14 protein-coding genes are annotated in these 15,311 nt (G+C 74.8%); 4 read left to right on the forward strand and 10 right to left on the reverse strand.

Annotated features, from left to right (window positions below):
* Positions 1 to 11: 11 nt before the first annotated feature.
* From ACFQBR_RS08460 to ACFQBR_RS08480, 5 genes are all read right to left on the reverse strand, one after another.
* The gene (locus ACFQBR_RS08460) at positions 12 to 1,190 is read right to left on the reverse strand and encodes an anhydro-N-acetylmuramic acid kinase (RefSeq protein WP_344183745.1); all 1,179 of its coding nucleotides are present in this window, start codon (positions 1,188 to 1,190) and stop codon (positions 12 to 14) included.
* Between the two features lie 210 nt (positions 1,191 to 1,400).
* Positions 1,401 to 2,561, reverse strand: coding sequence for an oxygenase MpaB family protein (locus ACFQBR_RS08465; protein ID WP_267949805.1), 1,161 nt, complete (start codon positions 2,559 to 2,561; stop codon positions 1,401 to 1,403).
* A 22-nt stretch (positions 2,562 to 2,583) separates the two neighbouring features.
* Positions 2,584 to 3,636, reverse strand: a complete 1,053-nt coding sequence (locus ACFQBR_RS08470; protein WP_352982709.1) for a polyprenyl synthetase family protein — start codon at positions 3,634 to 3,636, stop codon at positions 2,584 to 2,586.
* Complete coding sequence (locus ACFQBR_RS08475) at positions 3,629 to 3,910, reverse strand: hypothetical protein (RefSeq protein ID WP_344183750.1); 282 nt, start codon at positions 3,908 to 3,910, stop codon at positions 3,629 to 3,631. Before ACFQBR_RS08475 ends, ACFQBR_RS08470 begins: the two co-directional genes overlap by 8 nt.
* 437 nt (positions 3,911 to 4,347) lie before the next feature.
* Positions 4,348 to 4,914 carry a TetR/AcrR family transcriptional regulator gene (locus ACFQBR_RS08480; RefSeq protein WP_344183752.1) on the reverse strand — a complete coding sequence of 189 codons (567 nt, stop codon included), beginning with the start codon at positions 4,912 to 4,914 and terminating at the stop codon, positions 4,348 to 4,350.
* A gap of 90 nt (positions 4,915 to 5,004) precedes the next feature.
* Between ACFQBR_RS08480 and ACFQBR_RS08485 the strand changes: the two genes are divergently transcribed.
* A complete protein-coding gene (locus ACFQBR_RS08485) occupies positions 5,005 to 6,012 on the forward strand; it encodes an alpha/beta fold hydrolase (protein ID WP_344183754.1) in 1,008 nt (335 codons plus the stop codon).
* A gap of 37 nt (positions 6,013 to 6,049) precedes the next feature.
* On the opposite strand, the gene ACFQBR_RS08490 is transcribed toward ACFQBR_RS08485, so the two are convergent.
* A complete protein-coding gene (locus ACFQBR_RS08490; RefSeq protein WP_344183756.1) occupies positions 6,050 to 7,279 on the reverse strand; it encodes an acyltransferase family protein in 1,230 nt (409 codons plus the stop codon).
* Complete coding sequence (locus ACFQBR_RS08495; protein ID WP_344183758.1) at positions 7,276 to 7,923, reverse strand: TetR/AcrR family transcriptional regulator; 648 nt, start codon at positions 7,921 to 7,923, stop codon at positions 7,276 to 7,278. The genes ACFQBR_RS08490 and ACFQBR_RS08495 overlap by 4 nt, the downstream gene beginning before the upstream one ends.
* A gap of 346 nt (positions 7,924 to 8,269) precedes the next feature.
* On the opposite strand from ACFQBR_RS08495, the gene ACFQBR_RS08500 reads away from it, so the two are divergent.
* Entirely contained in the window at positions 8,270 to 9,697 is a 1,428-nt protein-coding gene (locus ACFQBR_RS08500; RefSeq protein ID WP_378552704.1) for a hypothetical protein, read from the forward strand.
* Positions 9,694 to 10,884 carry an ARPP-2 domain-containing protein gene (locus ACFQBR_RS08505; RefSeq protein ID WP_344183762.1) on the forward strand — a complete coding sequence of 397 codons (1,191 nt, stop codon included), beginning with the start codon at positions 9,694 to 9,696 and terminating at the stop codon, positions 10,882 to 10,884. Before ACFQBR_RS08500 ends, ACFQBR_RS08505 begins: the two co-directional genes overlap by 4 nt.
* Here the strand turns inward: ACFQBR_RS08505 and ACFQBR_RS08510 are convergent.
* Complete coding sequence (locus tag ACFQBR_RS08510; protein ID WP_267949796.1) at positions 10,862 to 11,593, reverse strand: TetR/AcrR family transcriptional regulator; 732 nt, start codon at positions 11,591 to 11,593, stop codon at positions 10,862 to 10,864. The genes ACFQBR_RS08505 and ACFQBR_RS08510 overlap by 23 nt on opposite strands.
* Positions 11,594 to 11,670: 77 nt before the next feature.
* Between ACFQBR_RS08510 and ACFQBR_RS08515 the strand changes: the two genes are divergently transcribed.
* On the forward strand, positions 11,671 to 13,626 hold the full coding sequence (locus tag ACFQBR_RS08515; RefSeq protein ID WP_344183764.1) for a CPBP family glutamic-type intramembrane protease: 1,956 nt from the start codon (positions 11,671 to 11,673) through the stop codon (positions 13,624 to 13,626).
* 111 nt (positions 13,627 to 13,737) lie between these two features.
* Here the strand turns inward: ACFQBR_RS08515 and ACFQBR_RS08520 are convergent, their stop codons facing one another.
* Complete coding sequence (locus ACFQBR_RS08520; protein WP_344183766.1) at positions 13,738 to 14,253, reverse strand: SixA phosphatase family protein; 516 nt, start codon at positions 14,251 to 14,253, stop codon at positions 13,738 to 13,740.
* 219 nt (positions 14,254 to 14,472) lie between these two features.
* Positions 14,473 to 15,306, reverse strand: a complete 834-nt coding sequence (locus tag ACFQBR_RS08525; protein ID WP_344183768.1) for an NUDIX hydrolase — start codon at positions 15,304 to 15,306, stop codon at positions 14,473 to 14,475.
* Positions 15,307 to 15,311: the final 5 nt, after the last annotated feature.

Below are 15,311 nucleotides of genomic sequence, written 5' to 3' on the forward strand. Positions count from 1 at the left end.
GCGGGGCGGGCTCAGGGAGCCGGCGCGTCGACCCTCAGGCGCGCGGGTGCGACGGCCGCCGGTTCGGGCAGCCGGAGCGGTCCGGCCCCCGGGGTGAGGCGGCCGGCGAGCGACGGGCGGCGCGCGCCCGTGCAGCCGGGGAGGGACCCGGCGATCCCGTGCCAGGTGAGGAAGCCGATCAGTGCGAACAGGTAGGCCTCCTTGGCGTCGCTGTCCAGTCCGAGGGCGTCGAACGGCCGGAGCCGCGCCGGTGCGAGCCGGGCGGCGATCCGGTCCATGAGCACCGGGTTGCGCGTGCCGCCGCCGGACGCGAACACGTCGGCGGGCCCGTAGGGCCGCAGCGCGTCCGCGACGGTGACGGCGGTGAGCTCGGCCAGGGTGGCCAGCAGGTCGGCGGCCTCCGGTGTTCCCGCGCGCCGCAGCGCCGCGTCGAGGTGGCCGGGGCCGAACAGCTCCGGACCGGTGGACTTGGGCGGGGCCAGCCCGTAGTACGGCTCGGCGAGCAGGAGTTCGAGCAGGGCGGGGTCGGGGCGGCCGGCCCCGGCCAGGGCGCCGTCGGCGTCGAGGTCGGCGCGCCCGCCGGTCGCCCGGCGCACCGCGGCGTCCATCAGGGCGTTGCCCGGACCGGTGTCGAAGGCCACGGGCGGGGTCCCGTCCCGGACGACGGTGACGTTGGCGATGCCGCCGAGGTTCAGTGCGGCTGCGGGTTCGGCGCGCCCGCCGAGGAGGAGGACGTCCAGCAGTGCGGCCAGCGGCGCGCCCTGGCCCCCGGCCGCCACGTCGGCCGTGCGCAGGTCCGACACGACCGGCAGGCCGGTGGCCCCGGCGATCCACGCGGGCTGGCCGAGTTGGAGGGTCCCGTGCACCGAGGTCCCCTCGGCCCAGTGGAAGAGGGTCTGGCCGTGCGAGGCCACCAGGTCCGCGCGTCCTCCGGCGAGCTCGTCCGCGCCCAGGCGCGCGGCCTCGGCGAACGCCTGCCCGATGCGGGTGTCGAGCCGGCACACGGCCTGCATGGTGGTCGCCGCGGGCGGGAGGGCGTCGCGGAGCTCCTTGCGCAGGTCGGCCGGGTAGGGGACGATGCGGTGGCCCAGCGGCGCCAGGCGGACCAGGTCCGCGTCCAGTTCCAGGCGTGCGGCGGCGACGTCGATCCCGTCGGCCGAGGTTCCGGAGGACAGCCCGAGGACGATCACGGGGCCTCCGCTCCGGGGACGGCGGTGCCCCGGCGGTGCCTCCCGGGCTCCGCCCGGCGCGTTCGGACACGTCCGGCTACCATCCGCACCTCCGGTCGCTGTCTGCCCACCAGGCTTATACCGTGTGTGACGCCCGCGTCAATCCCCCTTGTCCGTCCTGTGGACGCGGCCGGGCGGCCGGCCGCGTCGCGCGGCCGGGACGCCCGGCGCTCAGGTGGGGGTGGGCGGCGGCGGGGTCCAGGGGTGGACCCGGGGGGCGGTGGAGGTGACCCCGTACTCGCCCTTGAGGCGCTCGGGTATCGCGTACTGCATGATCCGGCCGCGGGTGAGGGAGCTGAGCTCCAGGTGGGTGGTGAGGTGGCCGAGGCGGTCCAGGGCCCACGCGCCCAGGGGTGAGCGGTCCTCGATGCGCTCGAGGATCCCGAGCAGGGCGGGCGAGGCCTTGACGGCCGTGTCCCAGCCGGTGCGCGGGACCTGGAGCCAGTCGGCGCAGGTGTCGCCCATGAGGTAGCGGATGAGGGCGGCGACGACCGGGTCCAGGACGGTCCCCGGGACGACCTCCTCGTAGAGCTCGATGAGCCTGCGGGTCAGCAGCGCCCCCTCCTCGGAGGGGCCCATGTGCCGGGTCATGTAGAGGTCGGAGAACCGGCGGCCGGCCGCCGCGTCGGCCGGGGCGTGTTCGGGGCTGATGCCGAGCATCGCGCCGACGACGCGCCAGGCGTAGAAGTAGGACTCCGCGCCGTCGGTGGACATGTGGATGCCCAGCCGGTGGAGCGCGTCCAGGACCTGGATGGAGAACATCATCTGGCCGCCGATCATGTCCTCCTGGCAGATCGGCGTGCCGAGGGCCGCCTCGTCCCAGCGCCCCTCGCGGCGCATGTGGTGGCGGATCGAGGCGTGCAGCAGGCGCACCTTCTGCGCGGCGGGGACGAACCGGCTCCCCGCCTCGAACGCGTCGGGCTGCATGAGGTAGACGGTGAACTGCCCCGTCTCCGCCATCCTCCGGGAGGGGTACTCCAGGGCATGGGTCGCGCTGAGCAGCCTGGCCACGTGCGGCACGACGTAGCAGGCGGGCATCGAGGCGAAGGCCAGGGCGGTCGAGATGTGCACGTTGTTGTCGATGAAGAACAGCCGGGCCTTCTCCATCTCGCCCCAGTCGACCCAGTCCGGCGGTGCGGCGGTGGTGTGCAGGTACTCGCGGGCGACGTCGGGGAGCCCGTCGGGGAGCTCCTGGCCGACCGTGGTGAAGTAGCGCATGAGGGTGTTGAACTTGCCGACCTCGCCGCGCTCGAAGAGCGCGGCCACCGTCGCGTCCGCGAGTTCGTCCCCCATGAGCCGCATCGCGTCCATGGTTTCGTGGGTGTAGGGCATGGGGGCCTTGCCTTTCGACGGTTCAGGACTGGCGGGCCGCGGCCGAGGCGACCATCAGGGACAGGGCCTCGGCGGCCCCGTGCGGGAGGTCCGCGCGGGCGAGGGCGTCGTTCGCGGCCCGCACGCGCAGGGTGATCATCTCCTCGATCCGCTCGGGGGCCCCGGTGCGCAGCATGATCGTCCGCACCCTCTCCAGGCCCTCGCCGTCCAGGCCGCGGCGGCCGAGCAGGCCGCGCAGCTCCCGGCGCTCGGCCGCGGTGGAGGCCGACCAGGTCTCGGCGAGCAGGGCGGTCGGCCGGTTGCCTCGGACGTCGTCGAGGTTCGACTTGCCCGTGCGCTCCGGGTCGCCGAACAGCCCGAGCAGGTCGTCGCGCAGCTGGAACGCCTCGCCCAGGGGGAGGCCGTAGGAGGTGAAGGCCTCCATCAGCGTCCCCGGCGCGCCGGCCAGGGCGCCGCCGATGTGCAGCGGGTGCTCGACCGTGTACTTGGCCGTCTTGTACCGGATCACCTGGAGCGAGCGGGCCGTGTCGGGCGGGGCCCCCGTGCGCAGGACCTCCAGGCACTCCCCGGCGATCAGCTCCCGGGCCATGACCGCCCACAGGTCGCGGGCACGGGACAGGTAGGCGGAGGGCAGGCCGCAGGAGAGGAACATCTGCGCCGCCCAGGCGATCAGCAGGTCCCCGGTCAGCATGGCGAGGGCGCGGCCGCCCGCCTGGGGGCGCGCCCGGCCGCCGAGGGCGGCCCCCAGTGCGGCGTGGGCGCTCGGCACGCCGTGCCGCGTCGGGCTCTCGTCGATCAGGTCGTCGTGGACGACGGCCGCGGCGTGCAGCAGCTCCATCGCGGCGGCGGCGCGGACGAGCGCGTCGCTGTCCGGCTGGCCGGCCGCACGCCACCCCCAGTAGCAGAACGCGGCGCGCAGGCGCTTGCCGCCGGCCACCGCCACGGACAACTGCTCGGCCACCGGCAGCAGGTCGGCGTCGACGGCGGCGAACCGGTCCGCCTCCTCCCGCACGAACTCCCGGAGCACCGCGTCCACCCTGGTCCGGAGCAGTGCCTGCTCCGGGGTCTCAGGCATCGCCCTGTCCGGTGCGGGAGGCGACCCGCCGTGCGAGCACCTCCATGTGGCACTCGGGCGTCCGCCCGTACCTTCGCAGGGCGAGCCGCCCCCGCTCCCGCAGGTCGTCCCGGCCGTCCCGGGCGAGGTCGGCCAGGTCGGACCGGCCCAGCAGCGATTTCGCCTGCCGCAGGGCCGCGCCCATGCGGTCGAGCGCGAGGTCGGCCACCCCTGCCGCGACGAGCAGCGGCTCGCCCACGTCCCGGGTCTCCCCGCCGTCACCGGTGTGCGCCACGGTGCTCCCCCATCTCCAGACGACACGAAAGGGACGAGGGACCGCAATGGAGAACGTACCGGAAATCCAGGGAAAGAGGAGTCCGGACGGACGGATATCAAATGCGCTTCCCTTGTCGAGCAATCATCTTCCGCCATCGTCGACTTTGTCAACACAATGGTGTTTCCGGACCGAGTACAAGGCGACCGAAACAAGAAGAGAGACCCTGATCAGTCGGGATGGCCTGGAATCCAACAAACACACCCGGAACCCGGCACCGCCCCACCAACCCCCTTGATGCCATTGACGGAGCCCGCGTCGCTTTTATACGAAATAAGATAAATGTGAATTACGGGGATCATCGCCGTCCGGCGGAGAAACCCCGTGGGCCGCCCGGCGCGTCACACGGGAAGCGGTGCGACCGGCTCCGGCCCGGGGGCGCCGGGGCGCCCCACCGCTCACGACAGGACCCTGTCCAGTTCGGCCCGCAGGGCCTCCTCGGCCTCCGGCGCGGAGAGGCCGCCGATCAGCACGCGCATGGACAGGCCGTCGGCGGTGGCGATCAGCGAGCGGGCCGCCGCGCGGGGGTCGGCGAGGCCGGGGGCGATCCCGGCGAGCAGCCGGGCCGCCTCGGCCTCCGCCCCGTCCTTGGCCCCGGCCAGGACTCGGGCCAGCTCCGGGTGGTGGAAACCGGCGGCGACGTACTGGTGGAACACCGAGACCCCGACCCGGTCCGTCTCCGCCCGGGGAACGGCATGGCCGACCAGCCGCCACAGCGCCTCGCGGTCGTCGGCGCCGCGGGTGGCCTCGGCGTGGAGTCGCGCGGCCTCCGAGAGCATCTCCTCCAGGCCGGCCCGCAGGAGCTCGTCCTTGCTCGGGAACCAGTACTGGATCCGCCCGACCGACGCCCCTGCGGCCGAGGCCACGTTGCGGATGGACACCGCGCCCATGCCGCCCTCCGCCATCACCCGCCACACCGCCCGGAGGATGGCGGTCCTTCGTTCGTCCGGCCCGGAGCTGTCCATGCCGCCATCATAACCAAGGACAATACGAACGTATTGCCGGGGTGTACACTCGGAGCACGGTCCAATACGACTGTATTTCCGGGGGTTCCCATGAGTGACAGGCCCGAGCGCCGGACCCGGCGCCGCCGCGTGCTGCAGGTCCTGGCGGCACTGGTGGTGGCGTGGCTGGTGGTGGACAAGGCCGCCTCGGTCGCGGCGCCCGAGCCGAAGGTGGGCCACTGGATCAGCCGCGAGGGGTTCGAGTCCTACCGGGCCGCCTACGGCGACGTGATGGCGGCCCTGCCCGCACCGACCCGCACCCACGACGTCGCCACCGGGTACGGCGCCGTGCGGGTGTACGAGTGGGCCGCCCCGGGCGACGGGGCGGAGGGCGGGCTGCCGGTGGTGCTCCTGCCGGGGACCCGCTCCGGCGCACCGATGTGGGGCGAGAACCTCACCCACTGGATCGGCCGGCGCACCGTCTACGCCATGGACGCGGTCGGCGACGCGGGCATGTCGACCCAGTCGGTGCCCTTCTCCTCGTTCGATGACCAGGCCGCGTGGGTGGAGCAGACCCTCGCGGGACTCGGCCTCGAACGGGCGCACGTGGTCGGGCACTCCTTCGGCGGGGCGATCGCGGCCACCCACGCGCTCGCCCACCCCGGCCGCGTGGCCTCCCTGACCCTGCTCGAACCGGTGATGGTGCTGCACGGGCTGCCCGCCTCGACCTACCTGTGGTCGGTCCTGCTCTTCCTGCCGGGGCCGCAGTCGTGGAAGGACCGCGCGCTGGCGGGGATCGGGGGCGTCTCGGTCGAGGAGGTCCGCGAGCGCACGCCGATGTCGGTGATGATCGACGAGGGGTCGCGGCACTACTCCGCCGTCTCCCTGACGCCCCGGACGCTCACCGACGGGGAGTGGCGGTCGCTGTCCGTGCCGGTGCGGGTCGACCTGGCCGCCGACAAGTCCCTGGCGGGCGGCCGGGACGCCGCGGACCGCGCCCGGGCCCTGGGCCTGGAACCGGTCACCGTCTGGCCGGACACCACCCACTCCCTCCCCATGCAGGCCGCCGAACGGCTCGGCGCGGAACTGGAGGGGTACTGGGCCGCCCACGACCGGTGAGGAGGGCGTGGCAGCGGCCCCCCGGCGCCAGGGGCGGTCAGAGCACCTTCCGGGCGCCCGGAAGCGCGCGCACCGCGAACGCCAGCGCCCAGCAGAGCGGTACCGCGAGGACGGCCAGGAGCGCGAACTTCGCCACGGCGGGGGCCTGCACGCCGCTGAGCGCGTGGCCCAGCGCGACCAGGACGACCGGGTGGACCAGGTAGACGGCGTAGGCGTGCGTCGACAGGAACCGGAGGCGGCGTCCCTGGTGGCCGAGTCGCTCCCGGAACAGCACCAGCAGGCCCAGGCCGATGCCGACGGCGAGCGTCGATTCGCAGGCCGCCATCGCCAGGGACTGCCAGGTGCCGTGGCCCAGGAACGCCGTTCCGCCGGCGGAGCCGACGGCGAGGAGGACGATCCCGACCGCGGCGACGGCCGCGGCGGCGGACCCGGTCCGGCCGGTCCGCCGGGAGAGGCCCTCCAGCCATCCGCGCCGGGCCGCGACCAGCCCGACGGCGAACAGCGCCGCGTACTGCGGCAGGTAGGCGGGTGTGGGCAGGTCCAGGACCGGCAGGGGGTCGCCCATCGGCATCACGATGCGCCACAGGTAGGTCACGAGGGCCAGCCCGAGGGTGAACCCGACGATCGCGACGGCGCCCGGCGCCCGGCCCGGGGCCGGGGAGGAGGCGGGGGCCGGGGAGGAGGTGGGGGCAGGGGAGGAGGTGGGGGCAGGGGCCGTCCCGGACGCGTGCCCCTCCTTTCCGGCCGCCAGGTGTCGCCAGAGGACGTAGAGCGCGCTGAACACGAGCAGGACTTCGACGAACCACATCGGCCCCGGTGTGAACGAGTGCAGGTAGTACTGCCAGTAGGGCAGCTCCGCCCCCTGCCGGGCGGCGGCGTCCCTCGCCTCGGCGTAGGCGCCGAAGGTCACCAGGGGTCGGAGCAGCAGCAGCCAGACCAGCAGCGGGACCCCCAGGCGCAGCAGCCGTTCCCCGAGGAAGCGCCCGGTCCCCTTGCGGTCGTGGGATCCGGGGACGAAGAGCCCCGAGACGAGGAAGAAGGTCCCCATGAAGAACGCCTGGTTGAGCAGGAGCAGGACGTCCAGGAGCGTTCCCGACGGGTCGGCCGCCGTCTCCACGTAGTACCAGCGCGGGATGTTGCTGTAGGCGATGGCGGCGTGGTGGAGCACCACGAGCAGTGTCAGCGCGGTGCGCAGGTTGTCGACGTAGAGGAGCCGCGGACGGGCGGTGGGCGGCACGGCGGCCGCCCTGTCCATGGGCCGGGTCACCGGTTCGCCCCTTCTCCGGGGTGCCCGGCGCGGGTGGCGTGCTCGAACAGGTCGGCCAGCTCCTCGGCGTGCGCTTCCAGGTCGTGCTCCGGGCGTTTCACCCAGTAGCCGAACATGCCGTCGATCGCGGACTGCACGGTGACGCTCATGACGCGGGGGTCGAACGCGCGGAACTCCCCGGCCTCCTGGCCGCGGCGGAATATCGCCTCCCGCCCCTCGTAGACCTGTTCGTCGAAGGGGGCGTCGTAGCGCCGCTCGCCCTCGGAGCCGCGGAGGTTCCTGAGGACCTCCCCGAGGGCGAGCAGTTGGGCGCGGTGGTCCCGCATGTACTCGGCGACCGAGCGGATGCTCGCCCGCAGCGCGCCGGTCGCCGTGGGCTCCTCCTCGGTCCGCGGCAGGACGAACCGGGCGATGTCGAGGTAGACCTCCTCGACGATCTGCTCCATCAGCTCGGCCTTCCCGGCGAAGTGGTAGGAGATCACGCTCTTGCTGATGCCGGCGCGTTCGGCGACGCGCGCCAGCGAGGTGTTGGCGTAGCCCAGCTCCGAGAGGGTCTCGACGGCGCTCTCGACGATCTGTGCGCGGCGGGCCTCCTCGATGAAGGACGCCCTTTTTTGAACGACTGGCCTGTTTTTCGGCTGCATGGCCTGAAAGTAGCACAAGCGGCCTATGGTGATGGTGCTGAAGTTTCGTGAGGGAAAGAAGTTGTCCGCGATGACGGCCCGGTGGGGCGGCGGACCGGTCCGGGCACAGAGGGGCCGGGTGGCGCACCCTGCGGGGTTCGCGCCTGCGGCCCGGCCCCGGCCCCTGAGGGAAGGCCCGCGCCGCCGCGAAACCCGGTACCGGCGGGGGCGGGGGGTTTGCTACCGTCGGCGCGGGCGGGCCGTGGGACTTGACCGCGACTTCCGAGAACTGCCTTTCAAGCACCCTTCACGCCGATCGCGCCGCCGCTCCCCGGCCCGCCCTCCCCCCTGCCGCGCCGGAGACCCCATGACCGACACCTACGCCGACCTGCTCGCCTGCGAGGACCTGCTGCTGTTCGCGAGCGCGGCGATCTCCTCGACGGGGCAGCGCGAGTTCCACTCGGGCGCGGCGGAGCAGCGGCTGTCCCTGGAGTTCCTGCACGAGTACGTCCACGGGACCCACCCGGACCTGTACGCGCTGGCGCTGGCGCTGCACGTCAACGATCACAACGCCGCCGCCATCGTCCACCGGCTGCTGTCGAACCCCCGCACCGGCGCGTCCGCCGGGGAGCGGGCGCGGGAGAACGCCCTGATCCGGCGCCGCCTCGCGGAGATGCCGCCCCAGCGCGTGTACCGCCTGTTCGCCCGCCTGGCCCGGGAGCGGGTCAACAACCGGCGCACCCGGGCCACGATGCGCGCGTGGATCGCCGCACGCCCGAACCTGGACCTGGACGCGGTCAAGTACCGGCCGGGGCTGCGCGCTGCGGCCCGGCACGCCCGTGTCGCCCTGCCCGAGGAGGTGGGCGTGTTCCTGTTCTCCCCGCCCGGGGAGCGCAGGCGGCACCGCTACGGCTCCCCGCTGCTGCGGGCGCACGGGAGGGCCCACTACTCGGCGTCGGACCTGTACGACCTGCCGTACACGGTGGCCGAGGGGTTCGCGGCCCGCCACCGGGTGCCCCGGGGCGTGTTCCTGGAGGGCGTGCGCGAGCGCGCCACCCGTGCGGAGCGGCTGCGGCTGGCGGGGACCGCGCGGCGCCACGGAGTCGGCGCGGGACCGGACCCGGCCGCCGCCCCGCTGCTGCGCCTGTGCGTGTACGTGCTGGCCCTGCCGACGGCCGAGCGCCGCGACCGTCGCGCGGAACTGGAGGGCGCGCTGGCCGCGTCGGCGCTCCGCGCCGCCGGTCCGGCGGCGGGGACGTGGCCCCGCACGGCCGCGGTGCTGGACGACAGCTACTCCTCGATCGGTTCCCCGGTGCGGCGCCACCACCCGCTGGCGGCGGCCCTGGCCTGCCACCACCTGATCCGGGCCCTGGCCCCGGACAGCACCTCCCACTGGGTGTCGGGGCACACCGACCCCCTGACGGTGCGCCCGGCGGGACCCACCCACCTGGCGGAGCGGATCCTGGACGCGCTCGACACGGGCCCCGCGCGGGTGGTCGTGGTGTCCGACGGGCACGACAGCACCCCGCCGCTGCTCGCCGACACCCTCACACTGTGGCGGCGGTACGTGGACCCGGACCGCGCCACCGCGATGGTGCACCTCAACCCGGTGTTCGACGCCGACGGGCTGGGGATGCGGCCGCTCTCCCCCGCCGTGCCCACGATCGGTCTGCGCGATCCGCGTACGCTGCCGTCCCTGGTGGAGCTGGCACGGTTCGGCGAGGGCCGCCTCGGCCTGTCCGACCTGCGCGAACACCTGCGTGCCACCGCCGACGCCTATCTGGAGGCCCCGTGAGCGAGAGGTTCCCGGGGCTGGCCCTGGGCGAGGGCGTGCGCACCGGCCCGGCCCAGCAGTGGGGGAACGTCCGGCTGGTCCCGCTGCTCCGGTCCGCGCCGGTCCCGCGGCTGCGGCTGCACCCCCTGGTGGCCGGCGACCTGGTGGACGACCCCGCCTCCCAGGACGACGGGACGTGCTGCCTCGTCCCCCACGCGTACGTGCTGACCTGGGAGGGCGACACCGCGCCCAGCGCCTCCTACGGGACCCAGATCCTCCCGCCCCGCTCCCCGGCCCCGCGCCGCGCGCATCTGGACCTGCGGTCGCGGAAGGCGCGCACGGCCGTCCGCGGCAGGGCCCGGTTCCTGCCGCTGGACCTGGCGGTGGACGGGCTGCTGTCCCTGCACGCGGGCGGCCCCTCCGTCGCCTGGGCGGAGTGGTCCCGCGCCACCGTCCACCGCGGCCTGTCCTCCCCCGCGCTGACCACGTACCTGGGCGGGGAGATCGAGGGCCTGGCCGAGGCGCTGCGGGTCTTCGAGATCCATCCGGACCAGTGCGGCGTCGTGGTCCACCTGGCCGACGTCCTGGCGTCGGCGCACCTGTACCCGCACCCGGAGGACTACCGGGCCCTGCACGCCGGCCTGCTCATGGACATGTTCGGGGAGAGCCTGTACATGCACGGACTGCCGGCGGGCGAGGCCCGGCCGCTGTACACACCGATCCGGGAACGCGGTGTCCGCACCCTGGCGGACCTGCGCGAGCGGGTGGAGCGGAGCCGGAGCGACACGCTGCGCGCCCACGACGACCTGATGCTGTCCTCGCTGACGGGCGGCCTGCACACGTCGGGCGGCTCGCGTGACTTCGGCGGCGCCGGCGCGCCGGACCCCCGGGAGCGCCCGTTCACGGTGAGGTGGCTCGTCCCGGCCTTCGCCCGCGGGGGCGTCGACCATGTCGGGGAGGTCGTCGCGGACCGGCACGGCCGCGTCGCCTACCTCAAGTCGCTCCGGCTCTCCCCCGCCCAGAGCCGCCGCGGCCGACTGCTCCGGGTGCTCGGGGAGGCCGGCTGGGAGCTGGACCGGGCGGCCCTCTCGCTGGGTACCACGCGCTCGGGCCTGGTCGACCGGCTGGAGCGGGCGCGCCTGTCCCACCTGCTCTCCCCCGGCCTGCTGGCGGAGCACCGCGCGGCTACCCGGCGGCGCGCTCCCTGATCCCCTGCGCGACGCCGTCCAGGAGCCAGGCGAGCCCTGCCTCGAACACCTCCTCGGTACCGGGGGCGCCGGTGAGGCGCTCGATCGCCGGGTAGCGGCCGGGCTCCGCGTGCGCCTCCAGGAAGGCGTCCTGCACCGTGTCCCACGTGCGTCCGTCGGGGGTGGTCCACCGCGCGGCCCGGTCGGCCTCGACCGCCTTCGCGACGTGGCCGCGGGTGTAGCCGTCGACGGCCTCGACGACCGTGAGCGCCTCGTGGCCGGTCAGGCCGGTGCCGTCGAAGACGCGGAGCGCGGAGTCGGTCCAGGCGAAGGCGTGGGGGCCGACGGGCTGCGCGGCGCCCATCAGCCGGACGAGCCAGGGGTGTTCGCGGTACGCGCGCAGGTTCTCGCGCGCCCACGCCTCGACGCGCTCCCGCCAGTCCCCCGGGCGGGTGTGCGGCAGCGGCGCCTCGCCGATCATCGTGTCCACCATGAGGGCGATCAGGGCCGACTTGTCGGGGACGTAGGTGTACAGGGTGGCCGCTCCCACGCCGAGCCTGGCCGCGAGACCGCGCATGGACAGGGCGTCGACGCCCTCCTGCTCCGCGATCTCCAGGGCGGCTCCGACGAGGGCGTCGACGGTGAGGTGGTGCCGGGGCCCGCGCCGGGGCCGCGACGGCCCGTCCCACAGCAGTCCGAGGGTGGTCGTGGGGTCGTCGGCGGTCGCCACCGTTGTCTCCTCCCGAGAACTCCGTACACTGTTCGATGAGTCGAACAGTGTACGGAGTTTATCTCGGGGAGGCCCCCATGCCCGAACAGACACCCCCGCCGGCGCGGGAATCCCGGCCCGGGCAGGAGCCCCCGGCGGAGCGGGGTGCGGACCTCTCCCCGCCGGCCTCCGCCCCGCCGGCGCCCCCGCCGCGGGCGGCGCCCCTGCTGCGGACGGCCGTCGTCGCGGCGGCCGCGACCGGGATCGGGGCCCTCGCCGCCGCCTCCACCGTCCTGTTCCCGGGCCCGGGTGCCTCCGCGGAGGCACCGCTCGCCCTGGCCGTGCGCGCCGCCTTCACCGTGGCCGGGACCGTGCCCCTGGTGTGGGCCGCCGCCCGCTTCCTGGACCGCCGCCCCCTGGCCGCGTTCGGTCTGGGCCGGTACCCGAGGGGCTGGGCCATGCCCCTGGCCGCCCTGGTGACGACGCTGCTCGCCACCGCGCTGTTCCTGGTGGCCGCGGTGGCGGTGGGCGCGGCCTCCGTCGACCCCGGCGCCGCGGTCGGCGCCGCCCCGGCCCTGGCCGTCGTGCTCCCGCTGCTCGTGCTGGCACAGCTGCTGCCCGAGGAACTGGTGTTCCGCGGCTACGCGCAGAAGGTCCTGGGCGAGCGCTTCTCCCCCTGGGCGGCCCTCCTGCTCCAGGCCGCGCTGTTCGCCGTGTCGGCCGCGCTGGTCGCCGGCGCGTACGCGAACGCGGTCCACCTGTTCCTCCTGGGGGTGTTCACCGGGGTCCTGCGCATGACCACCGGCGAGGTGTGGACGGTGCTCGCGACACGCACGGCCCTGGCCGCCGGAGGACTCGTCTACACCGCGCTCGACCTGCGCCTGCTCCAGGCGGTCGGGCTGTGGGAGGCGCTGCTGGTGTTCGGGCCCGCGCTGGCCGCCGTCTGGGCCGTGACCTCGCTCCGGAGCCGGCGCCCCGACCTCGCCGCTGCCGTCCCGGACGCCGTGCCCGGGCCCCGTCGCGAGCTCGGGCAGAAGGGCGTCCTGTACGACGTCGGCTCCAGTTACCTGCCGGGGCAGCACTCGCGCCCCCGGTGGCGTCCCGACGTGGTGGACGAGGAGATGCGGGTGATCCGCGAGGACCTGCACTGCACGGCGGTGACCGTCTTCGGGGAGGACCTGGGGCGGCTGGAGGAGGCCGCCCGCCTCGCCCTGGACCGCGGTCTGTACGTGTGGGTCCAGCCCCGGCTGGTCGACGGCGCCCGGCAGGAGGCCGTCGCCCGCCTCGCGCGGACGGCGGAGTTCTCCGAGCGGCTGCGCGAAGAGCACCCGGAGCGGGTCGGCGTCAACGTGGGCTGCGAGCTCAGCATGTTCGCGCGGGGCATCGTCCCCGGCCGCGACTTCGAGGCGCGCACCAGGTCGCTCGGCCTGCTGTCCCCGCTGTTCCCGCTGTTCAACCACCGCCTCAACCGCCTCCTGGGCGAGCTGGCCGCCACCGCCCGGGCCCGGTTCGGCGGACCGCTCACCTACGGCTCGGGAACCTGGGAGAGCGTGGACTGGACCCCGTTCGACGTCATCGGGGTGGACTACTACCTGGACGTCCTGACCCGCGCCACCTACCGGCAGGGGCTGCGGCGGCTGCGGGCGACGGGCAAACCGGTCCTGGTCACCGAGTTCGGCTGCTGCTCCTACGAGGCGGCGCGGTACCAGGGCGGGTCGGGCGGCGACATCATGGACTGGGACGACCTGGACGACCGCCGGGTCACGGGCGGCCACGTCCGGGACGAACGCGTGCAGGCCGAGGTCATCGGCGAACTGCTGGACGTGTACGAGACCGAGGACGTGATGGGCGCGTTCGTGTGCATGTTCGTCGAGGGGGACTGCCGCTACTCCCCCGACCCCGCCCGCGACCTGGACATGGCGAGCTTCGGGATCGTGCGCCCACCGCCGCTGGAGTCGGGGCTGTCCCCCGACGACGGCCACTGGGAGCCGAAGGAGGCCTTCCACACCCTCGCCGCCCGCTACGCCGCGACGGTCCCGGCCGACGGCTCCTGAGCCTCCCCGCCCCGGTCCGGACGGGTCCGCCCCCGAACCCCGGTCCGGGCAGGCGCGCGGACGGCCGGGGTCCCGGGGAGCCCGGCCGCCGGCCCCCGGCGGGCCGGGCCGTCAGGCGTGCGGGGCCCAGAAGCCGGACAGCCTCGCGACGCCGTGCTCCACGCCCTTCCAGCTCCCGGTGAAGCTCAGCACCGCGATCGCGGACGTCGGGAACCCGGAGCGGTTCATCCGGGGGAGCAGGTCGCCCTCGGCCTCACCGGCGAGCGCGTCGGCGAGGGCGTGCACGCCCGGGTTGTGGCCGACGACCAGCAGGTGCGCGACCTCGTCGTCGACCTCGTTGAGCAGGGTGACCAGCTCGCCCACCGACGCCTCGTAGAGCCGGTCCTCGTAGACGGTCCTGGGGCGCTGCGCGAGTTCGGCGGCGGCGAGCTTCCAGGTCTCCCGGCAGCGCGCGGCCGTCGAGCACAGGACGAGGTCGGTCAGGAGTCCCGAGCCGGCCAGCCACCTCCCTGCGGCCGGGGCGTCCTTCCTCCCCCGTTCCGCGAGCGGGCGTTCGTGGTCGTCCGCGTCGTTCCACTCGGCCTTGCCGTGGCGGAGGAGCGTGATGGTGCGTGTGGTTTCACTCATACCCCGATGCTGTCACGGTGCGTAGTCGCGTGACGGGTGTTCGGGGAAACGGCTCCGGGTCCCCGTTCCCGCACCGGCACACCTTGCACGAGATCGTGCACGTGACGGACGGTGACGGCGGGCACCTCATCGGCCGGACCGGCGGCGATGTCCGTTCCCCCCTCCCGCCCCGGGGTCCTCACCGCCGGCCAGGCGCACCACGGGGCGGGGTGCCGGGGCTCAGGCCCCTGTCCCCCCGGAGGGGCGGAGCGTGGACTGGGCCCACTGCACCAGTACCGCGCAGGTCTGGACGAGCTCGGTGCGCAGCTCCTCGTCGGTCGCGGCGGCGCGCGCCTCGCACAGCTCCTCGAAGGCCAGGTCCCACCAGGTCGGTGCGGCACCGGCGCGGTCGACCCGGGCCCTGGCCCGCCCGGCCTGTTCCCCGTGCTCGGGTCCCGTGCCCGGGGACAGGCGCTGGACCCCGAACAGGGTCTGCTGGCGCCTCCGCTCCTCGGCGACGCCCTCCAGGAGCAGGGCGAGGGAGCCCGCCACCCCGGCGTCCCCCAGCACGGCCTCCTCCGCCCCGCCGGGTCGGCGCGCGGGGAAGGGGGTGCGGGTCCGGTGCTGGGAGAACCGTTCGCCGGTCAGGGCGTGGGCGAGGGCCTGCGCGCAGTAGCCGACCGTCCCCTCGGGAAGCCGGTGGGCGGGGAACCAGGCGACCTCCGTGTGCTTGTGGGGTTCGCGGTTGGCGACAGCGCCGTCCCACCGCCTGCACACGAAGAAGAAGTGGACCCACTCCGCGCCCTCCTGGCTGTGGACGACGTGGGCGAACTCCAGGTCCGGGGGGTCGACCCGGACGCCGAGCTCCTCGTCGCACTCGCGCACCGCCGCGGACACGACGTCCTCGCCCGGGTCGACCTTGCCGGCCGCGCCGGCGTGCCACAGGCCGGGGGCGTAGGCCGCGTCGGGGGACCGCCGCGCCAGCAGGACCTTTCCGCCGCGCAGGAGGAGCACGTGGGCGCTCAGGGAGGGGGCGGCGGGGCCCGAGTTCTTCTCGAACACACGTTTGACCATGGGGC

Source organism: Nocardiopsis tropica (assembly GCF_042660575.1).
Classification (GTDB): domain Bacteria; phylum Actinomycetota; class Actinomycetes; order Streptosporangiales; family Streptosporangiaceae; genus Nocardiopsis; species Nocardiopsis tropica.

Bases quoted from the DNA above. Each gene is read 5' to 3' on its own strand.
- ACFQBR_RS08465 (WP_267949805.1), bottom strand. From the start codon at position 2,561: ATGCCCTACACCCACGAAACCATGGACGCGATGCGGCTCATGGGGGAC.
- ACFQBR_RS08470 (WP_352982709.1), bottom strand. From the start codon at position 3,636: ATGCCTGAGACCCCGGAGCAGGCACTGCTCCGGACCAGGGTGGACGCG.
- ACFQBR_RS08480 (WP_344183752.1), bottom strand. From the start codon at position 4,914: ATGGACAGCTCCGGGCCGGACGAACGAAGGACCGCCATCCTCCGGGCG.
- ACFQBR_RS08485 (WP_344183754.1), top strand. From the start codon at position 5,005: ATGAGTGACAGGCCCGAGCGCCGGACCCGGCGCCGCCGCGTGCTGCAG.
- ACFQBR_RS08495 (WP_344183758.1), bottom strand. From the start codon at position 7,923: ATGCAGCCGAAAAACAGGCCAGTCGTTCAAAAAAGGGCGTCCTTCATC.
- ACFQBR_RS08500 (WP_378552704.1), top strand. From the start codon at position 8,270: ATGACCGACACCTACGCCGACCTGCTCGCCTGCGAGGACCTGCTGCTG.
- ACFQBR_RS08515 (WP_344183764.1), top strand. From the start codon at position 11,671: ATGCCCGAACAGACACCCCCGCCGGCGCGGGAATCCCGGCCCGGGCAG.
- ACFQBR_RS08520 (WP_344183766.1), bottom strand. From the start codon at position 14,253: ATGAGTGAAACCACACGCACCATCACGCTCCTCCGCCACGGCAAGGCC.
- ACFQBR_RS08525 (WP_344183768.1), bottom strand. From the start codon at position 15,306: ATGGTCAAACGTGTGTTCGAGAAGAACTCGGGCCCCGCCGCCCCCTCC.